Source organism: Treponema sp. OMZ 799 (assembly GCF_024181365.1).
Lineage (GTDB): Bacteria > Spirochaetota > Spirochaetia > Treponematales > Treponemataceae > Treponema_B.
Window position 1 is genome coordinate 1,625,798 of record NZ_CP051301.1, and the last position, 23,905, is coordinate 1,649,702.

A 23,905-nucleotide genomic window follows, 5' to 3' on the forward strand; every position below is an offset into this window, starting at 1 on the left:
GGAATAACTATGCGAAAAGTAATTAATTTTTTAAAAAAACTAAATAATTCCATAAATTATGTTAATAAATTAAATAATGAATTAAGTATAAATAATGACTACTACATATCCAGAATGCTTGTCGAAAATAGAATTCTTTTAAAAAAAATGACTAACCAAAAATTAAACATAGTTCTAATTGCATTTGAACCTGCAACATGGTTAATGTTTCAATCGATCTATGACACTTTTAGTAAGTCCGATCAAGTGAATATAACGGTTTTAGTTATCCCTTATGCACACTCTACCCTACCCACCGGTACATATAAAGATGACGGTTTGCGGGAATACCTTGATACTCTTGGAATTCCATATATCTATGGATATAATGAAAAAACAAACACATGGATTGATTTATTCCAATTGCATCCTGATTATGTATTTTATCAAGCCCCTTATAATGGGATGTATCCGGATGTTTTGAAAAGTGATTATGTATGTCAGTTTGCACAAATATGCTATCTGCCTTACGGGGTGTCTATAACGAAAGGAGAAATAGAAGAAACTATTCACCCTATGGATTTTTTTGATAATGTTTTTTTTTGTTTTGTTGAAACTGAAATGCATAAACAGAATTTAATTATCTCATTACAGGATAGAGGCGGTGCTATTGCAAATCAAAATGTAATTACAGTGGGTTCGACAAAAATTGAACAATTATATAAAAACTATCAGCATTCAGAAAGAGGAAAATATTTCACAATATTGTGGACACCGCGGTGGAATACAAAAGAAGGGGTGTGTACATTTTTTGATTATTACGATTCGCTTATACAGTATACGGAACAAAATGAAAACATTAGATTAATTTTTCGTCCACACCCTTTGGCTTTTCAAAATTTTATTGCAACCGGAGAGTTGACATTAAATGAAGTTGATAACATTAAAAATAAATTTTCTGGAGAAAAATTTGTACTAGATATGTCAAGTAATTATTTATCCAGTTTTAATGAAGCAGATATATTGATAGCTGATATTACTTCTTTAATGTATGAATTTTTTCCTATGGGGAAACCTATTATTTATACACATAAAAAAAATATTTTTAATAACTTTGGCGAAGATCTTTCAAAAGGTTTTTATATAGTATCGGATAAAGAGGAGCTTTTTGATACTTTAAATTCTATTAGGGAAGGTAAACATCTGCTGAAAAAAACAATTAAACAATTAAATGATTTATATTTTTCTGACATGAATGCTTCAGAAAAAATATTGGAGATTTTGTTATCATAAATATAGTTTGAATATAGATTAGAGGATGATGAATGATATCTGTTATTACACAAAAAGAAATCCAAGATTTAAATCTTTGGCCTGAAACTACTGAAGAGTGGATTGTTAATTCTTTTTTGCTAAAAACTTCTTCTGATTTACCTGCGAAAGTTGTACAGGTTCCGTTTAAAGGTGCATTTATTACAACAATGCCTTGTATAATTCCTGATCAAGAAGTTGGGGGCGTAAAAATTGTTTCAAGATATCCAGATCGTAAGCCGTTAGTACAGAGTACTATAAATTTATTTTCTTTAAAAACAGGTCAGCCTATAGCTTTTATGGATGGTTCACTGATAACAAATCTTAGAACAGGAGCAGCAACTGCTATTGCAGTAAAACTTTTAGCAAAAAAAAATTTTAAAACTATAGGATTTATAGGTTTAGGTACTGTTGCAAGGTTTGTTATGAATAGTTTGTTGCCTATAATTAAAGAGAAAAAAATAGAAATTAATTTGTTTAAATATAAAAATCAAGCGGAAATATTCGCAAATGAATTTAGTGATTCCAAAAGAATTAAATTTAACATTATACAGGCTGAAGACAAGAAAAATTTTATTGGGTCTTCCGATGTTATAATTTCTTGCGTTACTTTTGCGGATAAATATTTTGCAGATGAACAATTGTTTCCTAAAGGAATATTGCTTGTGCCTGTTCATACCAGAGGGTTTCAGAATTGCGATAAAGTTTTTGATAGAATATTTGGAGATGATACAGAACATTTGAAAAAATTTGAATACTTTAATAATTTTAGATACTATGACGAACTTGTGAATGTTATAAAAAACGAAAGTAAAGGGCGGCAAAATGATTGTCAAAGGATTATTTCATATAATATTGGAATTGCTTTGCATGATATTTATTTTGCGTATCAGATATATAGAATGCTGGAAAGTTCATCTCGGAAAATTTTTATTTGAGTATAGGTTTGTTTATCAAAGATGTATAGTGTTCCATAGCGATTATTAAATAGAATTTTATAGGGAAATAATTAATGTCAGAATATAATGACTTTACAATAATAGGAACGACTGGTTTTGGAGAGTCTGGCAGTTCCGCATTAACAAATATACTGGAAGAATTTGAATGTGTTTCAACTGTTATTGGAGGTGCAACATTTGAATGTAAATTTTTCAGTAATAACTTATTTCAATTGGAAACAGCTTTGAGAAATGAGCTCTTTGTAAATGCCGCTGTTAAAGAAATGTTATATCAAGCAAAACTTGCATCAAATGATCAATTCTATATAACGAATTTTGGAAAAGATTTCTTTTTTAATTCCACAATGGAATACATAAAGACTGTCACAGGTTCATGGCTTGGAGGAATGTATTCAGAAAGAGACGCTGATTTAATTCCTAAGGAAGAAATTAAGAATTTTAAAAGGGCAAGATTCCTTTTTGATAATTTATACAAAAATAAATATGAACTTTATGAGCAATATTATTGGAGGCCATCCTTTCAAACACTTACTGAACAATACTATGGAAAATTTGACAATGAATTTTATAAAAAAACACAAGCATATACTTCAAAAATTTTTACACCAATAGCTCAAAATAAACGTTTTATTTTGGTAGATGCTCTATTTCGTCCAGAAAGCGTAATACATGAATTAAATTGGTTTTTAAATGCAAAATGTTTAATTGGAGATAGAGATCCACGAGATTTATATGTAATAAATAAAATGTATAAAGGAGAACCATATCTTCCTACATGGACAGTTGAAACGTATATTGATTGGTTTAAAACCTATAGGAGCTGTAATAGAAGAAATGCAGAGCATTTTGATACAATTCTGCAACTAAAGTTTGAAGATTTAATTTATAATTATGAAGGAAGTTTAGCAAAAATTAAAAAATTTTTAGACTTAAAAGATTCGGAACATATAAAAAAAGGACAAATATTTATTCCGGAAAAATCAAAAACAAATACGCAGTTGTTTAGAAAATATCCGAAATATGCAAAAGATATTGAAAAAATAGAGAAGGAATTGCCTGAATTTTGTTATCCTTACTCCGAAACACAAACACGTCATTTTCTTCCTGAGGAAATAAAAGGTGAGAATAGAGAAACACTGGAAGATATACGCAAAACCGTTTGTATTTTTCAAAAAACGGGAAAACTGCCGTTTTCAAATAAACAAGGCGCTTTTTTGTTTTCAAAATTAGGAGAACTAATACAAAATTTTAAAGACAGAAAAACGATATTTTCAAAGATAAAAGGCATAATAAAGCTGATATTGTTTTTTCCTTATTATCTTGCGGATTTTTATAAGCAACTTAAGTTTCTTAATGAATATCAAACCAAAAACAAAGATAAGGTTGTGGAATTTAAATAATATAAGTTATAAACATGAATGATACGATAACAGTAATAATCCCTACCTATAATAAAGCCGATTTTATTTCTCAAACAATCGAAAGTGTTTTGCAGCAAACGTATAAAAATTTTGAAATTGTTATAATTGATGATTGTTCAAGCGACAACACAGAACATGTTGTACAGAAATATCTATCTGGTAAGATACGATATTTTAAACATAAAACAAATTGGGGCCCGGGTGAGACTTTTAATGATGGAATCAAAAAAGCTCGTACTGAATATATTACGCTTATTGCAAGCGATGATATTCTTCTTCCTGCTCATTTGGAACTTGTAATAAATGAATTTAAAAAAGATAAAAAAATAGAAACTGTTTTTTCAAAGTTACAGGTAATAGACGAAAACAATAATTATTTAAATAAAATCCAAGAACCTCCTTATATTGATAAATACAAATTGTTAAACACTCTTTTTTATATTGAAAACAGAATTCCCTCGCCGGGAATAGCTTTTAAAAAAAGTTTATTTAATAAAACCAAAATGTTTAATCCGAACCTTATTCTGATGCATGATTATGATTTGAATATACGTTGTATGATGTATGGAGAAATTGCAGTTTTGCCTGAACCTACAGTTTTGTATCGGCGTTTTTCAGATAATTGCAATCTCAGCGGCGATAATAATTGGTATGCTTATTGTCACACTGCTGAAAATAACATTATATTGGACAACTATTTAAATTTAACATATACCGATATGATAAAAACTTTTCCTGATTTGGAAAGCTGTTTGGAAAAAGATATAAAATTCAAGTTTATTGCTGAAACATGCAAGAACGAACAAAAACGCTTAAGCGAATGGGCGTTCGAAAAACTAATTGAATATCTTAATACTCACCCCGATTTTTTTTGCAATAATGATCTTAATTTTCAATATAAGGATTATATAGATTTATATAAAGCTCATGCCGAAAAAAATATTATTAAATTAACTCATAAGCAAAAATTATTTAAGATGATGAAAGATACTGCAAAAATGCCATTTGGAGTAAAGTAATTTATTATTTAAAATATGAATATTATTAAACTGCCTAAAATTACCGATACAAGAGGTTCTCTCTCCTATTTGGAAAGTAATCGGCATGTTCCTTTTATAATCGCATCTGTAAAATTATTACCTGTTAAAATTGAGACGGAAAAATATCTTTTTCGGAATAATAATGCGGATTTTCTATTGCTTCCATTATGTGGAACATTTAAATTAGCCGAAAAAAATGCTGAAGCCGAATGTATTGCTGATGAAGCTGACAAAGGTATGCATGTAAGCAAAAAAGATTTTTCAATTTCCGGCTTTACGGAAAATACTGTTATATTAATTTTATGTTCAAAACCGGATTTTAATGTACGACTAGAGCTTTAAGATGATTTATTCGACTGTCGATTCTAAAATAATCGATTTGATATCACAAAATAATATAACGCACCTCAATCATAAAAGTGTTGTGCCGTTTGAGGTAAAGCGTATCTATTATCTTTACGGTGTCCTCGAGAACCAGGAACGGGGAGCGCATGCGCATAAAGAACTATTTCAACTTCTTCTTGCCGCTTCAGGATCTTTTAATGTTGAACTTGATGACGGAAAAAATAAAAAAAAAATCTTTTTAAATAGTCCGTCAAAGGGATTATTGATAGTTCCCGGTATTTGGAGGAACCTTACGAATTTTTCTTTCGGTTCGGTAGCATTAGTACTGGCTTCTGAATATTATACCGAAGCCGATTATATCAGAAACTATGATGAATTTTTGAAATACAGAAAAATAAATGAATTAAGGATACGACGAAAGTGTTCAGAATAGAATCGTATGAAAAAAAATACGAACAGCTTTGGGATGATTTTGTTTTAAATAAATCGATTAACGGAACTTTTTTACAAAGCCGAAGTTTTTTTAATTATCATCCTGAAGATAGATTTGAAGATTGTTCTCTTTTAATTTTTAATCAAAAGGACAACTTGGCTGCTGTAATTCCTGCTTGCAAGGATCCTAAGGATTCGGCTTGTTTTTTTTCTCACAAAGGTTCTACCTACGGCGGCATAGTTATCGATAAAAAACACTATTCCGGTAATAGCCTTTTGGAAATAATTGAGGTTTTTGAACAGTATTTAATAGAGAATAGATATGCTTCCGTCTATTTAAAAATAACACCGGATATTTTATCTATTGAAAGTCCTGCACTTTTGGAATATCTTTTGTATTATAAAAAATATCAACAATATTCCGAACTGAATACATATATTGATCTGGAAAATTATGATGATTTTATCCTTACCAATTTTATTCAAGGGAAAAGGACTCATGTAAATAACTGCTTAAAATTGGGAGTAGTGTGCAAAAAAATAGATTCAAATGCAGAGATAGAACTGTTGCATAAAATTGTAAGTTCAAATTTAAGGAAATATGGAGTTATTCCTGTTCATTCTTTTAATGAATTTATTTTATTGAAAGAAAAATGTGTTACAGATAATATTTCCTTTTTCAAATGTGTATTAAATGATGATATAATTGGTGGCGCTGTAGTTTTTTATTTTCCAAAAACAAAAACGATACATACTCAATATTTATGTTCTAAGGAAGAATTTGCAAAATTAAGTCCGATGAGTTTTATGTATTATTCTATGATAGTTGAGGCAAAAAAAATAAATTATAAAAAAATATCATGGGGCGTTTCAACCGAGAATTTCGGGCACACTTTGAATCAAGGCTTATTAAAAAATAAAGAATCCTACGGCAGTACTTATTCGATAAATAAAACTTTTTATAAAATGTTAACACTGGAGGTATAAATGCGAGATATAGAAAAATATGGAAAAGATTATAAAACAAAAAATGATTTTGAAGCCGTGCAGGTATCATACCGCAGAAAGAAGGTATTGGAATGTTTAAATAATGTTACCCCCAAACAAATATTAGAAATTGGGTGCGGCTTGGAACCTCTCTTTTTATTCTATAAAAACTTTACAAAATATGTCATTGCAGAGCCATGTTCTTTGTTTTTTGAAAATGCACAACAGCTGGTGACGCAAAGTGATATAGGGTCGATAATATGCTATAATAACTTTTTGGAAAATATTGAAGCAGAGCTTTCGAATTATCAGTTCGATTATATCGTTTGTTCAAGTTTATTGCATGAAGTTGAAAATCCTCGCCAGTTTTTACAAAATATTTTTAACCTTTGCATAAAAGATAAAACAATTGTTCATATAAACGTACCAAATATGAATTCTTTTCATCGCCTACTTGCAAAAGAAAGCGGTCTTATAAAAGACGAACATGATAAATCTCAGAATAATATCTTATTACAGCAGCATACAAATTTTGATATGAATATGTTAAAATCAATCTTACAAGATGCCGGTTTTAAGATTATCAATTCAGGTGACTATTTTATAAAACCGTTTACTCATTCTCAGATGAAGCATCTTATGGATATCGGTTTTTTAACAAATGAAATCCTTGACGGTCTTTATTCCATGCAAAAATATATGCCGAATCTTGGCTCTGAAATATTTATCGAAGCAAAAAAATAAATACAGAAATATAATAATAAAATAAATATGCATATCCCTTTTTTATCATTGCAAAAAATAACTGAAAGTTTTGAACCGGTTCTTTCTCAAAAAATAAATAAAGTTGTAAAAAACGGCTGGTACATTCACGGAGAGGAATGTAAAGCATTTGAAAAAGAGTTTGCGGAATTTTGCGGAGTTAAGTATTGCATTGGTGTAGGAAACGGTCTTGAAGCTTTAAAATTGATTCTCCGTGCTTACAAGCTGCTTGGTGTTTTTGAAGAAGGTGATGAAATTATTGTCCCTTCAAACACTTTTATAGCCACTATTCTTGCAGTGAGTGCCGAAAATTTGACGCCTATCTTTGTTGAGCCGAATATCGATGATTATTTAATTGATGTAAAAAAAATAGAAGATAAGATAAGTTCTAAAACGAAGGCAATTATGCCTGTACATTTATACGGCCGCTTGTGCAATATGAAAGTTATTTCTAAAATTGCTGTAAGACATAATCTTAAAATAATTGAAGATGCAGCTCAAGCTCATGGTGCACAAACAGACGGCAAACGAAGCGGCAGCTTTGGTGATGCAGCAGGCTTTAGTTTTTATCCGGGTAAAAATCTGGGTTGTTTAGGAGACGGCGGCTGTGTAACTACAAATGATGATGAATTGGCGGTTATTATACGTAAACTTGCAAACTATGGTTCTTCAATTAAATATGTACATGAGTTAAAAGGTGAAAATTCCCGCCTTGATGAAATACAGGCTGCAGTGCTTTCAGTAAAACTAAAAAGGTTGGATGCAGATAACTCCGGAAGAAGGCAAATTGCCGAAATGTATAATAACGGTATTAAAAATAAAGAAGTAATTTTACCCCTTATTCATAAAAAAGAAGAACATGTCTGGCACATTTATTCTGTTCGAATTCAAAACAGAAAACCTTTTATTGAGTATTTAAAAGGTTACGGAATTGAAACAGCCATTCATTATCCTACCCCTCCTCATAAGCAAATCGCATATAAAGAATACTCGCATCTTAATCTGCCTATCACAGAAAAAATACATGCGGAAGTGGTTAGCCTTCCTATGAGTCCTATGCTGACAGATGAGCAAGTGCAGTATGTTATTGAAAAAATAAATGATTGGCATGAGTAAATTATGCAAAATAAGGAAAAACAAAAGCTTCTTTTTATTACTTATACTCATTCAAATGGCGGCGGTGCTGAAAAAGTATTAACAACCTTAGTAAACAACCTTGATTCTCAAAAATACGACATTTCTATTTTTGAGATTGTAAATTATAATGCAAAAAAAGAGCCATTGAATTCTAATGTTGAATTTTTAGGTTCTCTATATAGTATTTACACCCCGTTATATATTAGACAGATTTGGGATTATGTATTAGAGTTGCATCCCGGAATAATAAAAACTCTAAAAGAATTGGATGCAGATATTGTTATATCATGGAATTATCAGAAACCTTCCTTTATGTTACCTGCATTTAAAGATAAAAAAGTGATCGCATGGTTCCATGGTGCGATTGATGATCTTGATTATACGCATACATCGGAAAGTGATAAGTATTACCGTGCACTGCAGCGAAATGTATGGAAAACGGCCGATAAAATTATTACAATTTCAAATAAATCTATTGCGTCTTTGGAAAATATTTTTCCTGAGTATATTAATAAAGCAAATATAATTTATAATCCTATTGATTTGTATGATATACAGAAAAATTCTAAAGAAATTCCGGGGTTTAATTTTAAAAATTATGATTTTCCATTTTTGGTTTGTGTCGGAAGATTAGATCGTAATAAGAATTTCTCTTTAGCAATAAAAGCAGTTGCAAAATTAAACAAAGAAAGTTTAAATTGCGGTCTTTTAATAATAGGTGAGGGGGATGAATTCCAAAACTTAAAAAATGAAATAGAAATATTTGGTTTATCCGATAAAATTTTTATTTTAGGTTATCAGCAAAATCCTATGCCGTATTTAAAACAATCAAAAATATTGTGTGTAGCTTCTTTTGCGGAGGGATTTCCTACTGTAGTGTGTGAGGCAATGGCTTTAGGTAAGCCCTTTGTTACGACTCCTGTAGCGGGTGCATCGGAAGAATTGGCTTATGGCGGTCGATGCGGTTTAGTTGCCGATTGGGATGTTGATGATTATACCGATAAATTGAAAATTCTATTAACCGATACAGCTCTGTATAATCAAATGTCGGAAAACTGCTTGGAAAGAATAAAGGATTTTTCTGTTGAAAATACTGTTTTGCAATTTGAAAAGCTGCTTGCCTCTTTACCTGAAAAGCAGACTGAAGAAAATATTTTGCTTACAAAACAAGAAGCTTTTAAAAAAATAAAAGCCATATATGTGTGGTACCCGAATGAAATAATGAAAAGAATAAAGTTTTCTATTGGTAGGTTTAAAAATTATGGAACTTTTTATCATTTTCTTTTACTTGGATACCATATATTAAGTTTAATTTACTATACACTTTGTTCTCCTTTAAGAGTTTTTACCGCAAAAAAGGCTTTATTTGAGCAAAAATAATATGACTAATACAGATCCTTTTATTTTTTTAACTTGTACAGGTTTTGGTCTCACAGGCAGTTCTGCTGCTACCAATATTTTGGAGGAATTTTCATCTGTAAAGAGTTTTGGTAGTACATTTGAGTGTACTTTTTTGCATGAAACTGATGGCCTTTTTGATTTAGAAAAAGCTGTTACTGAAGGCCACAGATTAAAAGGTGATTTGGCTGTAAAACGCTTTTTAGCCTTATCAAAAAAATTAAATGAAGATTATTATTATAAAATGTATTTTAATGACCGTTTTTATTCTTGTGCAGAAGACTTTGTTGAGTCAATAATCAAGTGTAAGTGGAACGGTTGGTGGCATAGATCTCTTGAAACAAAAAAAATATCCGCCAAAGAACATTGGCGGTATTTTTTTGCAGATTTGTTTTTTAAAAGCTTGTATCAAAATAAAATATTTGAAAGTTATGAACCTGATGGATGGACTCCTTCTTATCATCCAATATCATCTTATTATTATATAAATAATATACAGGATTTTTATGAAAAAGCAAAAGAGTATATCAGAAATCTTTTTTCATGTTTTACACCTGCTTTTAATAGTAATTATATTTTGTTTGATCAGCTGATACCTGCATACAGTATTCCTGATTATGCTCATTATTTTGATTTTATTAAAATATTAGTGATTGATAGAGATCCGCGTGATCTTTATGCCATCAATAAAACAGAGACCGGTGAACAGTTTATACCAAGTGGAGATGTAGACATATTTATTAGGTGGTATAAAGAAACTCGTTTTGAAAGATACAAAATAAACACCGAATGGAAAGATAAAGCATTGTTTATTCCGTTTGAATCTCTTATATATGATTATGATTCTTCTCTTGAAAAAATAAAAGCATTTACGGGATTAAGCACCGAAGAACATACACGAAAAAAACAGTATTTTGATCCTGCAAAATCTATTGTAAATACTCAAGTATATAAAAGATACCCGGCACTTAAAGAAGATATTAAAAAAATAGAAAATGAATTAAAGGAATTTTGTTTTCCGTTTGAAAACTATCCTCAGATATCGATACCTGAGTTCCCTGATACGCACATTTTTATTGAGGATATTCAAAAAGCTGCTGAATATGTACAATATAATGGGAAATTACCTGTAGAATACAAAACTAAAACATTCTCGTTACTTCTGAATTCAACCCATTTTATAGCAACGATAAAAAGTTTTAAAATTCGAAAAACGGCAAAATTAAAATGTAAAGGTATAATCAAAGCCTGTATATATGTACTGCTATTTCCATTTGAATTGATATTTCTTACTATTTGTTTTATGTATTGCCGAAGGAGTAATGCATGAAATTTTCGATTATAATGCCCGTATATAATACGGGAAAATATGTTGAAACGGCAATTTTATCGGTATTAAACCAGACATATTCCGATTACGAATTGATTTGTGTTAATGACGGCTCAACGGATAGGTCAACAGAAATACTTAATAAATTTGCCAATATTGAAAAAGTTTTTATCATTAAAAATGATTATAATGCCGGCCCTTTAGCAGCTAGGATTACCGGAGTGGCATTCTCTAAAGGTGACTATATATTATTTTTAGATAGTGATGATTGGCTGGAACCAAATGCCTTAGATACTTTATTTTGTTTGTTAAAAAAAGAGTCTTGGGATTATGTTGAATTCCCTTATTATGAAGTAAGAAATAATATAAAAAAAAGAAACATTTTTTCTTGCGAAGACAAAAATAAGAATATTATTGATATTCTGCTTTCTAATGCGAACCATACCATCTGGAATAAGTGTTTTGATAGTTATTTTCTTAAATCTGTTTGTGAAAAAATAAAGTCTTTTTTTTCTATTGCCAGTGAAGATTACTACCAAATATCTATTATAGAGTACTACGCAAAAAAAAGAAAAAGAATTCATACTCCGTTATATAATTACCGTCAGGATTCCGGCATAACAAATTTTGTCAATTTTAGTAATCCTGAAAAATTTAAACTTATAGATATGAGTTTGAATAATGTATATAAAAATCTTTGTGATTTTTTTATATCTGAAGAGTGTAAAGGCTATATTTGTTATATTAAAGATTTTAATGATAGCCTATATACTACAGCATTAAAAAATACAACATCACAAGAAGTTATCAATATAATAAAGACTCGATTTGGTGAAACCGGCTTTATGTTATTATTGTTAAAGGAAATAAATAATCTTGATACGCAAATAAAAGAAATAAAAAGAATATATAGACCTCTCGTACCTTTTTCAAAATTAATTAGGCCTATGATGAATATTTTACGACGATGTCGAGAGTATATTGCAGAAAGAAGGTAAGTTATTTAATTTAAATGAAAGTTTTTATAGTCAATCTAAAAGAATCTACAGATCGCCGTCAACATATGATTGAAGAGATGAAAAAGACAAATCTTCAATATGAGTTTTTTGATGCAGTAAACGGTAAGGATATAAAAAATATAGAAGAGGTTTATGATCAGGAATATGCTGTGACAAAGGCCGGCGGTCCTTTAAATTTAGGTGAGATAGGTTGTTGTATGAGCCATCTTTTAATTTATAAAAAAATGATTGATGAAAATATCGAAAGAGCTTTGATACTAGAGGACGATATTATTATTAGTAAAGAGATTGATGAGATAATAAAAAAAATATTGAAAATTGATTTGCAAAATAGTATTATACTTTTGGGGCAGTCTTCAAAAAAATTAAAAAAGAAGATATATAAGGCAAAATTAGATTCTTGCTACATATTATTTAAAATCTTTAATTCTGGATATGGTGCTTATGGGTATATTATAGACAATAAAGCCGCAGAAAAACTTTATCATTTTAACTATCCTGTAAAATATGCGTCAGATATGTGGCATGTATTTTGGAAATTTATAGATATTTATGTTCTTGAACCTTATTTGATAGATTATAAAAGAGACGGTTGTTCAGTAATTGATTCCTATTCTAAACGTACCTATGACTTAAAGAAAACCAATCATTCAATATTTTATATTTTTTTTAGAAAATCAATTAGTTTATGTAAAAAAATCTTTTGGTTTTTACGTGATTCCATATATCGTATTATACCATAGGGATAAACAATGCAGCAAATAATAACATGTACAGGTTACGGATTTACCGGAAGCTCTGCAGCAACAAACATTATAGAAGAATTTGAAAATGTAAAAAGCCTTGATGCGGGTTTTGAGTGTACCTTTTTACATGAGCCCGATGGTATTAGAGACTTGGAAACAGCCCTTAGAGAGGGGCATCGTCTCAAAGTTGACATGGCTGTCAAAAGATTTTTGAGGCTTGTAAATATACTTAACTCACAAATTGAATTTAAAAAATATTTTAACGGAAATTTTGAAAAACATTCTATAGACTATATTGATTCTATATGTACGGCCCAGTGGATGGGTAACTGGCATAGGGGGTCTGATACTGTTAAGTATTCAAAAGAGGATTTACTTTATTATAATTTGGCAAAACAAGTTTTCCTTAATGAGTACTCATATAAAAATTATTCTTTATATGAGCCTGATACGTGGCATCCCACATATCAGATGAGGAATAAGACCTTCTATGCTTTTTTCGATGATTCTTTTTATGATAAGACTCAAGGTTATATTAACAATCTTTTTTGTGAAGTTTCCGTTCATACTGATGCAAAAAGAGTTTTGGTAGATCAGTTTTTTCCTGCCTATAATATATCGGAGTATTTGAAGTATGCTCCTCAAACAAAGATTGTAATTGTTGACCGTGATCCGCGCGATCTTTATGTGTTAAATAAAAGCTCATGGGGAGAGCCTTATATTCCGACTGATGATGTAAATACCTTTATAAACTGGTATAAGGGAATACGTTTTTCTCAAAAAATAGAAGTTGAAAATAAAGATGTTCTTTTGCTCCGTTTTGAAGATCTTATTTTTAATTATGAAAATTCTTTATTGAAATTGAAAACCTTTCTTGAACTTAAAGATGAAGAACACATTAAAAAAGGTTTTTATTTTAACCCTGAAAAATCTGTAAAGAATGCATATAAATTTAAAAATTATCCTCAGTGGGAAGATGATATTGTAAAAATTGAAGAAGAACTGGCTGAATATTGTTATGATTTTCCGGAAGGATTGGATAAGGGAATTAAGATAGATAAAAGTAAGCCTGTAGAGAAATATATTCAAGATTCTTATGAACTTCAGGGTAGAAAGGAGTTGTCTGAAGAGTATAAAAATAGGGTATATAAGCTTTTGTTCGGTATGACATCTTTCGGAAGTGTTTGTGAGAGCTTTAATCATAGAAAGACGTTAAAAACAAAGCTTAAGGGATTTATAAAATCTTTTATGTTTTTTCCTTTTTTTTTGATTGAGTTTCCATATATGATTTTTAGTTATTATAATTTAAAAAAATGAAATTCAGTATAATAATTCCGATATATAATCGCAGCCTTTTTATAGATGAAACATTATCCGGTATTTTGAATCAGACTTATGCTGATATTGAGATAATTTGTGTTGATGATTGCTCTACGGATGAAAGTTTACAAAAGATAGAATCATATGCAGTAAAAGACAATAGAATAAAGGTAATCTCTCATTCAAAAAATCTTGGGCCTCATTGTGCAAGACAAACAGGTGTAAGTAATGCTTCGGGCGATTATATTCTTTTTTTGGACTGTGATGATGCTCTTGAAGTTTTTGCCTGTTCATCCTTGCATAGTATACTCTCAGAAACGGATTATGATGTTTTGGAATTTGCTTATAAGCATAAGAAGGCAAAAACCGTATCTTTGCCTGTTCCTTTTATTACGATAAATAATCTTTTTGATAGTTTGGTACATTTTAAAAATCCGAGGGCGGGTACTGTTTGGAATAAGGTGTATAAAAAGGAATTATTGCAAAAAGCTTTTTCAAAAATGCAAAGCTTTTACTCGGTAATGGGCGAAGATCTATATGAATCGGTTATAATCGCTTATTATGCAAAAAGTTATACTTTTATAAATGCGCCCTTAGTTTTGTACAACGATGAAAGCGGAATTTCAAATAAAAAAAATGATTTATCTTCAGTAAAAAAAAGTTTAGACTCTATAAAAGCTAATCTTGATGCTTTTAGCTTTTTTTTTAATACTCATGCCGGAGAGAATACCGATGCGGTTTTGTATATTGAAAGACAATATTTAAAGTATATTTTTTATATACAGATTTTAATGAATACTCAAAAAAAAGATTGGCGTGTTTCTTTAAATTTATTATCCGGCTGTTTTAGTGAAGATACACTTTTACATTATGAAAAAAAGATAAACAAAACCCAATTAAGTTTATATCTTGAACTTATTAAATATAAAATAAATATATTTCTTAGGCAGCTTATGCCATACAGACTAAAAAAAATTATAAAGGATCTTTATGCGAACTTTTGTGCTTAATTTAGAACATAATATTGAAAGAAAAAAATATATGCAGGAACTCCTTAAGGATCTACCAATTGATTATGAATTCTTTCCTGCTGTTTACGGTCGTAATATAAAAAATATAGATGAAATTTATAATTCGCAATTATCACAAAAAATAACTAAAAGACAGTTGAGCTTAGGTGAGATAGGTTGTGCTTTAAGTCATAAAGCTATTTATAAAAAAATGATTGATGAGGATATCAGTCAAGCATTGATATTGGAAGATGATATTGCCATTTTACCTAATTTTTTTGAAGTTTATACGGCTATTTCTCAAATTAATGTTGGGAATAAAGTAGTTTTATTGGGAACTACAGCTAAAAAACCTATGAAAAAGTTGTGGAAAAAAAAATTATTTAATAATTATTCAATGTATCTTGTCTTAAACAGTTATGGCGGAACATATGGATATGTTATTGGATTAGATGCTGCAAAAAAAATATACTATAGTAATGAAAAAGTGTTTACTGTAGCCGATAACTGGAAATATTATCGCAGATTTTCTCAAATATGGCTTATATCTCCCTCAATTGTAGGAGTTAACGAAGTTTTTACTTCTGAAATTGGTGATGATTTACGTCATTCAAAGTCAACCTAAAAAATATTAACTATGTGAGTTGTAAAATGATGATTTTTTTATATACGCTTTTTATATATCCGCTTGAATCGATTATCGAATTGATTTTTTTGGTTGCATTTAAAATTTTTAATGAGAATGTAGGCGGCGCAATAATTATAGTAAGCTTATTTGTAAATATTGTTACCTTACCCATTTATGCTGCTGCAGAAGAATGGCAAAATAAGGAGAGATTATTACAAAAAAAATTAAAGAATAAAATTAAAGATATAAATGAGGTATTTAAGGGTGATGAAAGATATATGATTCTTTCTGCGTATTATCGCCAAAATAATTATCATCCCCTATATTCTTTGCGTGGCATGCTGGGACTGGTGTTTCAAATTCCTTTTTTTATTGCAGCATATCATTTTCTATCGGAACTTGCATTATTGCAAGGATCTGATTTTCTTTTTTTGCGTAATTTAGGAAAGCCTGATGCCTTGCTCAATATCTTATCATATAAGATAAACTTTTTGCCGATTTTAATGACCTTGGTCAATCTTTTATCTGTTATGATATACACCAAGGACTTTTCGATAAAAGAAAAAATACAGCTATATATTATGGCCTTAATTTTTCTTTTTTTGCTTTATGATTCTCCTTCGGGTTTGGTTTTCTATTGGACTCTTAATAACATATTTTCATTAGGAAAAAATATTTTTGCAAAATTTAAGTATAATAAAAAAATATGGTACTTGTTAGGGCTTATTTTCATTGTAACGGGAGGTGTTTTTTTTATAACTCGAGCTCAAAAACCAATTGTTGTTATTCTTATTATAGGAATAATGATAATGTATATTTTAATTCCGTTTTTTATTAAACTTTTAAAGTACTTTATAAATTCAATAACATTTTTTAAGGATATAAAAGCCGTTAATTCTCTTTTTTATTTTTCTATAGTTTCAATAACTGTTCTTTTAGGTGCCGTAATTCCTTCCTCTTTGGTTGCTTCTTCCGTTCAAGAATTTTCCTATACAATTCAGTATCAAAATCCTTTTTATTTGCTTTGGATTACCTTATTGCAAGGTTGCGGCTTTCTTTTTATTTGGCCCGCAATACTTTATCGCTTGGCAAATGTGAGGGTTAAGCCGTTTTTTTCATTTATCGCTTTTATTTTTTTGGTTTGTTCTGTAATTAATGTTTTTATATTTCAAGGTAATTACGGCTCGCTTACAGGTTTTCTCTCTTTTGCGACTGATGAAGTTCTGATTCATTCATTACAGGAGAATGTGATTAACTTACTTTCTCTTTTTTTGAGCATTGCACTCATAGTAGTTCTTCTTAAGTATAAACTTTCTCAAAAATCTATTTTTGTGTCGAAGATTTTACTTGTTTCTTTTTTGACCCTCTCTTGTATTAATGCAGTAAAGATATATTCGGGCTATAAAAATGTTACAAAACTTATCAAGATAGATAAAAAGAATAAATCTATAGGACATATCGAAAAAGTTTACGGTTTTACTAAAACCGGTAAAAATGTATTAGTTTTTATGCTTGACAGGATGCCCGGTATTTTTATTCCGTCTATTTTTGATGACTTTCCTAAAATTTCAGAGAATTTTACGGGCTTTACCCTGTATCCCAATACAATTTCTTTTGGCGGTCATACTTATATCGGTGCGCCTGCTCTATACGGTGGGTATGAATACACTCCTGCGTCTTTTAGAAAAAATACGGATTCGAATCGTGATATGTATAATGAATCTCTTTGTGTTATGCCCCGTCTTTTTTCGGAATCAGGTTGGAATACGGTTATTACCGATGCCTCGCTTGCCAACCATAGTTGGATACCCGATAATTCCATATTCGAACCTTATGATGGTGTTAAAGCTTTGAATATGGAAGGAAAATATGTAGGGGAGTGGATTCAAAAGCATAAAATCGGTATTCAGCATAAAGTTCTTCCGTTTTCGGAAACATTGCGGAACACAATAAGATTCTCTTTTTTAAAAGCCTCTCCTTATCTTGTACGTAAACGGCTTTATAATAATGGCAGGTATTTGCAAAGTAAACCATCTGCATACGGTTTATTTGATTTTGTTGCAAAAATTGCCCCTCTTGAATTTATTAAGCGTGATATAAGTACGGGATATGATAAGGATTGTTTTAACTTAATTGTTAATAATGTTTCTCATACGCCAATATCTGCTTCACAGGCTCGTCTATTTTGTTCGGATGACTTTATAAAAAAATGTGAAGAGAGGTCCGCAAATGAGGTTACTTTAAATCATTATATATCGGATGCTTATCTTTTTTTGATTCTTGGTGATATGATGAAAATCTTAAAAGAAAATGGTGTATATGATAATACAAGAATTATTTTTGTTGCCGATCATGGATATGGAAATTTAATTTTAAATAATTCTATATTTGATACTGATTTTAAGGATAAAACACTTCAGCAGACTTATTATATGCCTATTTTAATGATGAAGGACTTTAATGCTTCCGGTGAACTGAATCTTAATATGGATTTTATGACCAATGCTGATGTTCCGATAATGGCAACAAGCGGTTTTGAGAATATTACTTTGCTTACAAAAAATCCTTTTACAGGAAAGACATTTAAGGAAACCAAAGAAAAAACAGAAATTGTGATTGGTAATTTCTTAGAAGATGATATTTTAAATATTTATCTTAAAGAAAAAAATATTTTTGTTGAGTCCAATTGGATGAAGATAAAAAAATAAATTCTATTAAATTGTGATGGTTGGATAATATGCTGGATTTTTTGTATACAATTTTTATCTATCCTGTATACATGTTCGTAATGAATATACTTCTGAACATTTTTATGCAAATTATTTAGCCCATGAAGAATGTGCAAAGTTTTTTAGTTTTTTAAAAGAAAATGATTGCTATGATAACAGTCGTATAATAATTGCTGGTGATCATGGGAAACATTCAATACAAACAATATTTATGGACTTTTTAAAAGATTTTGATAAATCGGATTTTGAATCTATATCATATTTTATCCCTTTACTAATGATAAAAGACTTTAACATGAAAGGAGAACTTAGAGTAAATAATAGTTTTATGACCTTAGCGGATATTCCTTTTTTGACAGTTAAAGGTTTAGATGAAAAATTACAAAAAAATCCTTTTACAGGAATATCTTTTAAAGATAGTCAATGTAAAAGTCCTGCAAAGATTATGACAGGCGGTGATTGGCAGGCTTATTATCAGCTTGAAATGACGAAATTTAAAGACTCTGAGGGTAAGTGGGCCTTTGTTAAAGATAATGTCTACGATCCTAATAATTGGAGTAAAACAAATTTTAATAAGGAATAGGAGAATTTTATTATGCTTCCATTGTTATATATTGATCCGGGCACGGGCAGTATTCTTTTTTCTATTGTAATAGGACTAATTACAACTCTATATTTTTTGACAAAAACGGCTATAATAAGATTAAAAGTCTTAATCTACAAGGATAAAACAAAATTTAACGAAAGTAAAACTGGTTTTGTTTTTTACTCTGAGGGCAAACAATACTGGAATGTATTTGCTCCTATATGTAATGAATTTGAAAAGAATAAGGTAAAAGTTCTTTTTTATACATCTTCCGAAGACGATCCTGTGTTTTTACAAAATTATGAGTATATAAGTTCTGAATATATAGGAAAGGGGAATAAGGCCTTTGCCCGCCTTAATATGTTAGAGGCTGATATCTGTTTAATGACTACGCCGGGATTGGATGTATATCAATTAAAGAGATCTAAAAAAGTAAAGCATTACAGCCATATTCTTCATGCCCTTGATGATGCTACAAGTTACAGACTCTTCGGTCTCGATTACTTTGATTCGGTTCTTTTATCAGGCGAGTATCAGATGCAGGGAATAAGAGAGCTTGAAGATTTGCGAGGTATAAATAAAAAAGAACTATGTGTAGTAGGCTGTCCTTACTTGGATGTGCTTAATGAAAAATTAAAAAAATTGCCTCAAAAAAATGAGGGTTTTACCGTTTTGATTGCTCCTTCATGGGGTGCAAACGGTATTTTGTCAAAATATGGAGAGCAACTTCTTACACCTCTTGTAGAAACCGATTGGAATATTATTGTCCGTCCCCATCCTCAAAGTAAGACTACCGAGGCCGGCATGCTAAAAAAATTAGAAGAAAAATACAAAATAAATGATAACCTTTCTTGGGATTATGAACCTGAAAATATTGCCTCTCTTTCAAAAGCCGATATAATGATTTCCGATTTTTCGAGCGTTATATTTGATTATTCCTTTTTATTTGATAAACCATTCTTATACTGTAATAACGAATTTGATCATCGCCCTTATGATTCAGGAGATTTAAAAGAGCTGCCATGGAAGTTTTCTATATTGAAAGAAATAGGAAGGGAGTTAAAATCTACGGATTTTACTGATATAAGAAAAATTATTCAAGAAACTTGCGAAAGCTCTGCCTTAAAAGAAAACAGATTAAAAGCTAAAGATACTGCATGGCAAAATAGAGGACTCGCAGGAGAAAAGACGTATGAATTTTTAATGGAGCTTAAAAAAACATGCTGAATTTTTTGTATACAATTTTTATTTATCCAGTATATATGTTTGTAGAGTTTATATTATTTATAGCAAATAATATAACGCAAGATTACATAGGGTTATCAATAATTATTTTAAGTTTAGGAATAAATTTAATAACTTTGCCGATTTATAATGTAGCTGAAAAGTGGCAGGAAAAAGAGCGGTTTATTCAAAAAAAAATGAAACCTAAGGTAAAGGATATCAAGTCTGTGTTTAAAGGTGATGAGCAGTACATGATATTGTCAGCATATTATAGACAAAATAGTTATCACCCATTGTATGCACTAAGGAGTCTTTTTGCCTTATTTATACAGATACCTTTTTTTATAGCAGCATACCAACTTTTATCGGAGCTGCCTGCATTAAAAGAAACTTCTTTTTTATTTTTAAATGATTTAGGTTCTCCTGATAGATTGGTTAATGTAGGTGCTGTTTCATTGAATCTTTTGCCTATATTAATGACGGTAATAAATCTTGCTGCCTCTGCCGTGTATACAAGAGGATTGGAGTTAAAAGATAAGCTTACCCTGTATGTGACGGCTTTTTTATTTTTGATATTACTATATGATTCACCATCGGGATTGGTTTTATATTGGACGCTTAATAATATTTTTTCATTATTTAAAAATATTTTTTATAAGATAAAGTTAAGTAAAAAGACTTGGTTCATTATTGCTATTGTAGTTGCAGTAGTTTTAACTATAGTAATTGCTTTAACAGCTACTCAAAGAAAACCTATATTTATAGCTGTTGGTTTTACAACTCTTCTTTTGATATTTCCCTTTGTAAAAAGGTTACTTTTATATTTTGAAAGTAAACAAAAGATATCTATTTTTGATAATGATAAAAAAAGATTTTATATTTTTATATCGGCTGTTTCTGCTTTTCTTATTTTTATAGGGCTTGTGATTCCCTCCACAACAATTGCCAGTTCTCCACAGGAATTTGCTAATTTTGATAATTTTACAAATCCCTTGGGGATTCTTTATTTTACATTTATACAGACTTTTGGTATATTTGTTTGGGTTTTATGTTTGTATAAACTATTTTCAAAGACAGTTCAAAAATATTTTTCATATATTGCTATTTTTATTTTAATAGGAGCTTTAATAAATACCTTTATTTTTACCGGTAATTATGGAGACATCAATAAATTTCTTGTTTTTGAAAACTTTGTGCTGTTACATCATGGAGCAAAATATTTTATATTGAATATTTTAACCTTATTTATAAGTATAGTTATAGTTTCATGTTTTTTATACTCAAAATTCGTAAAATTTTTGCCTTCAGTTCTGACTATCATTGTTATAAGTTTTTTAACAATAGCCGGATTTTCAGGTATAAGTATTTATAAAGAATACCGTCGCTTGCAAAAGACGGATTTAAAGCCTGTTATAAATAATAAGGTTATAAATAATAAAGCGTACAAAGTAAGTAGAACCGGAAAAAATATTTTTATCCTTATGTTAGATCGCTCAATGAATTTTTTTATTGATCCTATTTTTGAAAATAATGCTCTTGTAAAAAAGGAATATACCGGTTTTACTTTGTTCAAAAATGCTATTGCCTTTGGAGGCAGTACAAATTTAAGTGCCCCTTCATTGTTTGGCGGCTATGAATATACTCCGGATAATATTAATAAGAGAGATAAAGAGTTACTGGTAGATAAGCATAATGAAGCTTTAAGCGTGCTCCCTAAACTTTTTAGTGAAAATGGCTGGAATGTAAGCTTTACTGATCCTCCTTGGCTTAATTATTCTTGGATTCCTGATTTATCTGTCTTTGATAAATATGATATGATAGCAAAAAATATTGACTATCCTGGAAAGTATAGCCAAACTTTATTAAAGAATTTACATTTTTATGATAGCCATGAAATATTACATGGAATACGTCGTAACATGTTATTTTTTTCATTTTTTAGAGTCTTACCATCGGAAATACGAAGAGTTTTTTATTCTACCGGTAACTATGCAAATGCTATGCTGCCTCAGTATATTAAAATGGCCTTTATTGATTCTTATTCAGCTCTACAAAATGTAAAAGAAGAGATCGAATTTGTTGAAAATACAAATTGTATAAATATAATTGTAAATAATATAACACATGAACCTCCTAAACAATCCGATATTAAAATATTGGAAAAAGAATTTTTAATACCTCTTGCAGATAAATATTGTTTAAATGAATATACTTCTGAACATTTTTATGCAAATTATTTAGCCCATGAAGAGTGTGCAAAGTTTTTTAGGTTTTTAAAAGAAAATGATTGCTATGATAACAGTCGTATAATAATTGTGGGTGATCATGGCAGATATTCTATGAAAACAAAGGATATGTTTTTTTTAAAAGATTTTGACGGTACGGGATTTAGGCCTGAAGAACTTATTCCTCTTTTAATGGTAAAAGATTTTAACTTAGAAGGAGAACTTAGAGTAAATAATGCTTTTATGACTTTAGCTGATATACCTTTTTTAACGGTTAAAGATTTAGATGAAAAATTACAAAAAAATCCTTTTACAGGAATATCTTTTAAAGATAGTGAAATGAAGACCCCTGCAAAGATTATGATAAGCGGAGGCTGGCAGGCTGATAAGGAGCTTGAGATGACTAAGTTTAAAGTTTCTGAGCATGATTGGGCTTTTGTTAAAGATAATGTCTACGATCCTAATAATTGGAGTCATTAGGAGTCGAAATGAATTATTTACAGGAAAAACGGATAGATAAAATGATTCCAAAGGTAATTCATTATTGCTGGTTTGGAGGGAATCCCTTACCTCAAAAGGCTCTCAAGTGTATTGAATCATGGAAAAAATTCTGTCCAGAATATGAGATTAGAGAATGGAATGAAGATAATTATGATGTAAATAAAATACCGTATACGGCTCAAGCTTATCAAGCAAAAAAGTATGCTTTTGTAAGTGATTATGCTAGATTCGATATTTTATATACTTATGGCGGAATTTATTTTGATACTGATGTTGAAATTATTAAACCCATTGATAAAATTATTGAAACCGGAGCTTTTTTTGGCATGGAAAAAATAGGTGATGTAGCAAGTGGATTGGGTATAGCTGCTCCTCCTAACGAACCTTTATATTTTGAAATATTAGAATCCTATCGAAAATCTTTTTTTATAAAACCAAATGGTAAAATGGATCTTACTACTGTAGTGATACGTGTGACGGATATACTAAGGCAATATGGATTAACTAAAAAGAATAATATTCAAATAGTTAAAAATATTCACATATACACTCCTGATTATTTTAATCCTAAGGATGCCAGAACCGGTAAAATTACGATTACTTCTAATACACATACGATTCATCATTTTGATGCTAGTTGGACACCTCCTTTAAGAAAAAAATATATAAGATACTGTCAATATTTTATTCCTAAAATTGGTAGTATACTGACACATATTATTTTTGCTCCATTGCATATAGTATGTATTATTCAAGAAGTAGGCGTATTTGGATTTTTTAATAGATTTATTAGATATAAAAAAAATAAATAGATGT

21 protein-coding genes are annotated in these 23,905 nt (G+C 29.8%); all 21 read left to right on the top strand.

The annotated features are described in order from the left end of the window. The first annotated feature begins 9 nt into the window (after nucleotides 1–9). Nucleotides 10–1,272, top strand: a complete 1,263-nt coding sequence (locus E4O04_RS07365; RefSeq protein WP_253707113.1) for a CDP-glycerol glycerophosphotransferase family protein — start codon at nucleotides 10–12, stop codon at nucleotides 1,270–1,272. A gap of 32 nt (nucleotides 1,273–1,304) precedes the next feature. Beyond that, complete coding sequence (locus E4O04_RS07370; protein WP_253707115.1) at nucleotides 1,305–2,228, top strand: hypothetical protein; 924 nt, start codon at nucleotides 1,305–1,307, stop codon at nucleotides 2,226–2,228. A 74-nt stretch (nucleotides 2,229–2,302) separates the two neighbouring features. Then, nucleotides 2,303–3,649, top strand: coding sequence for a sulfotransferase family protein (locus E4O04_RS07375; RefSeq protein ID WP_253707117.1), 1,347 nt, complete (start codon nucleotides 2,303–2,305; stop codon nucleotides 3,647–3,649). A gap of 14 nt (nucleotides 3,650–3,663) precedes the next feature. Next, nucleotides 3,664–4,689: a glycosyltransferase gene (locus E4O04_RS07380; RefSeq protein WP_253707119.1), complete on the top strand. Its 1,026-nt coding sequence runs from the start codon at nucleotides 3,664–3,666 to the stop codon at nucleotides 4,687–4,689. Between the two features lie 15 nt (nucleotides 4,690–4,704). Then, complete coding sequence (locus E4O04_RS07385) at nucleotides 4,705–5,052, top strand: WxcM-like domain-containing protein (protein WP_253707121.1); 348 nt, start codon at nucleotides 4,705–4,707, stop codon at nucleotides 5,050–5,052. A 1-nt stretch (nucleotide 5,053) separates the two neighbouring features. Further along, on the top strand, nucleotides 5,054–5,488 hold the full coding sequence (locus tag E4O04_RS07390; protein ID WP_253707123.1) for a sugar 3,4-ketoisomerase: 435 nt from the start codon (nucleotides 5,054–5,056) through the stop codon (nucleotides 5,486–5,488). Further along, on the top strand, nucleotides 5,476–6,474 hold the full coding sequence (locus tag E4O04_RS07395; RefSeq protein ID WP_253707124.1) for a GNAT family N-acetyltransferase: 999 nt from the start codon (nucleotides 5,476–5,478) through the stop codon (nucleotides 6,472–6,474). Before E4O04_RS07390 ends, E4O04_RS07395 begins: the two co-directional genes overlap by 13 nt. After that, complete coding sequence (locus E4O04_RS07400) at nucleotides 6,475–7,218, top strand: methyltransferase domain-containing protein (protein ID WP_253707125.1); 744 nt, start codon at nucleotides 6,475–6,477, stop codon at nucleotides 7,216–7,218. A 27-nt stretch (nucleotides 7,219–7,245) separates the two neighbouring features. After that, on the top strand, nucleotides 7,246–8,352 hold the full coding sequence (locus E4O04_RS07405; RefSeq protein ID WP_253707126.1) for a DegT/DnrJ/EryC1/StrS family aminotransferase: 1,107 nt from the start codon (nucleotides 7,246–7,248) through the stop codon (nucleotides 8,350–8,352). 3 nt (nucleotides 8,353–8,355) lie between these two features. Continuing rightward, entirely contained in the window at nucleotides 8,356–9,753 is a 1,398-nt protein-coding gene (locus tag E4O04_RS07410; protein WP_253707127.1) for a glycosyltransferase, read from the top strand. A gap of 1 nt (nucleotide 9,754) precedes the next feature. Next, a complete protein-coding gene (locus tag E4O04_RS07415) occupies nucleotides 9,755–11,101 on the top strand; it encodes a hypothetical protein (RefSeq protein WP_253707128.1) in 1,347 nt (448 codons plus the stop codon). Beyond that, nucleotides 11,098–12,099 carry a glycosyltransferase family 2 protein gene (locus E4O04_RS07420; protein WP_253707129.1) on the top strand — a complete coding sequence of 334 codons (1,002 nt, stop codon included), beginning with the start codon at nucleotides 11,098–11,100 and terminating at the stop codon, nucleotides 12,097–12,099. Before E4O04_RS07415 ends, E4O04_RS07420 begins: the two co-directional genes overlap by 4 nt. Nucleotides 12,100–12,113: 14 nt before the next feature. Beyond that, entirely contained in the window at nucleotides 12,114–12,863 is a 750-nt protein-coding gene (locus E4O04_RS07425) for a glycosyltransferase family 25 protein (RefSeq protein WP_253707130.1), read from the top strand. A 9-nt stretch (nucleotides 12,864–12,872) separates the two neighbouring features. Further along, on the top strand, nucleotides 12,873–14,183 hold the full coding sequence (locus tag E4O04_RS07430; protein ID WP_253707131.1) for a sulfotransferase family protein: 1,311 nt from the start codon (nucleotides 12,873–12,875) through the stop codon (nucleotides 14,181–14,183). Beyond that, on the top strand, nucleotides 14,180–15,196 hold the full coding sequence (locus E4O04_RS07435; RefSeq protein ID WP_253707132.1) for a glycosyltransferase family 2 protein: 1,017 nt from the start codon (nucleotides 14,180–14,182) through the stop codon (nucleotides 15,194–15,196). The genes E4O04_RS07430 and E4O04_RS07435 overlap by 4 nt, the downstream gene beginning before the upstream one ends. Then, the gene (locus E4O04_RS07440) at nucleotides 15,177–15,821 is read left to right on the top strand and encodes a glycosyltransferase family 25 protein (protein WP_253687983.1); all 645 of its coding nucleotides are present in this window, start codon (nucleotides 15,177–15,179) and stop codon (nucleotides 15,819–15,821) included. Before E4O04_RS07435 ends, E4O04_RS07440 begins: the two co-directional genes overlap by 20 nt. A 26-nt stretch (nucleotides 15,822–15,847) precedes the next feature. After that, the gene (gene yidC / locus E4O04_RS07445) at nucleotides 15,848–18,532 is read left to right on the top strand and encodes a membrane protein insertase YidC (protein ID WP_253707134.1); all 2,685 of its coding nucleotides are present in this window, start codon (nucleotides 15,848–15,850) and stop codon (nucleotides 18,530–18,532) included. Nucleotides 18,533–18,764: 232 nt separating this feature from the next. Further along, a complete protein-coding gene (locus E4O04_RS07450) occupies nucleotides 18,765–19,136 on the top strand; it encodes a hypothetical protein (RefSeq protein WP_253687981.1) in 372 nt (123 codons plus the stop codon). Nucleotides 19,137–19,148: 12 nt separating this feature from the next. After that, nucleotides 19,149–20,366 carry a CDP-glycerol glycerophosphotransferase family protein gene (locus E4O04_RS07455; protein WP_253707136.1) on the top strand — a complete coding sequence of 406 codons (1,218 nt, stop codon included), beginning with the start codon at nucleotides 19,149–19,151 and terminating at the stop codon, nucleotides 20,364–20,366. Next, complete coding sequence (locus tag E4O04_RS07460) at nucleotides 20,360–23,068, top strand: YidC/Oxa1 family membrane protein insertase (protein ID WP_253707138.1); 2,709 nt, start codon at nucleotides 20,360–20,362, stop codon at nucleotides 23,066–23,068. Before E4O04_RS07455 ends, E4O04_RS07460 begins: the two co-directional genes overlap by 7 nt. 8 nt (nucleotides 23,069–23,076) lie before the next feature. Beyond that, nucleotides 23,077–23,901 carry a glycosyltransferase family 32 protein gene (locus E4O04_RS07465; protein ID WP_253687979.1) on the top strand — a complete coding sequence of 275 codons (825 nt, stop codon included), beginning with the start codon at nucleotides 23,077–23,079 and terminating at the stop codon, nucleotides 23,899–23,901. Nucleotides 23,902–23,905: the final 4 nt, after the last annotated feature.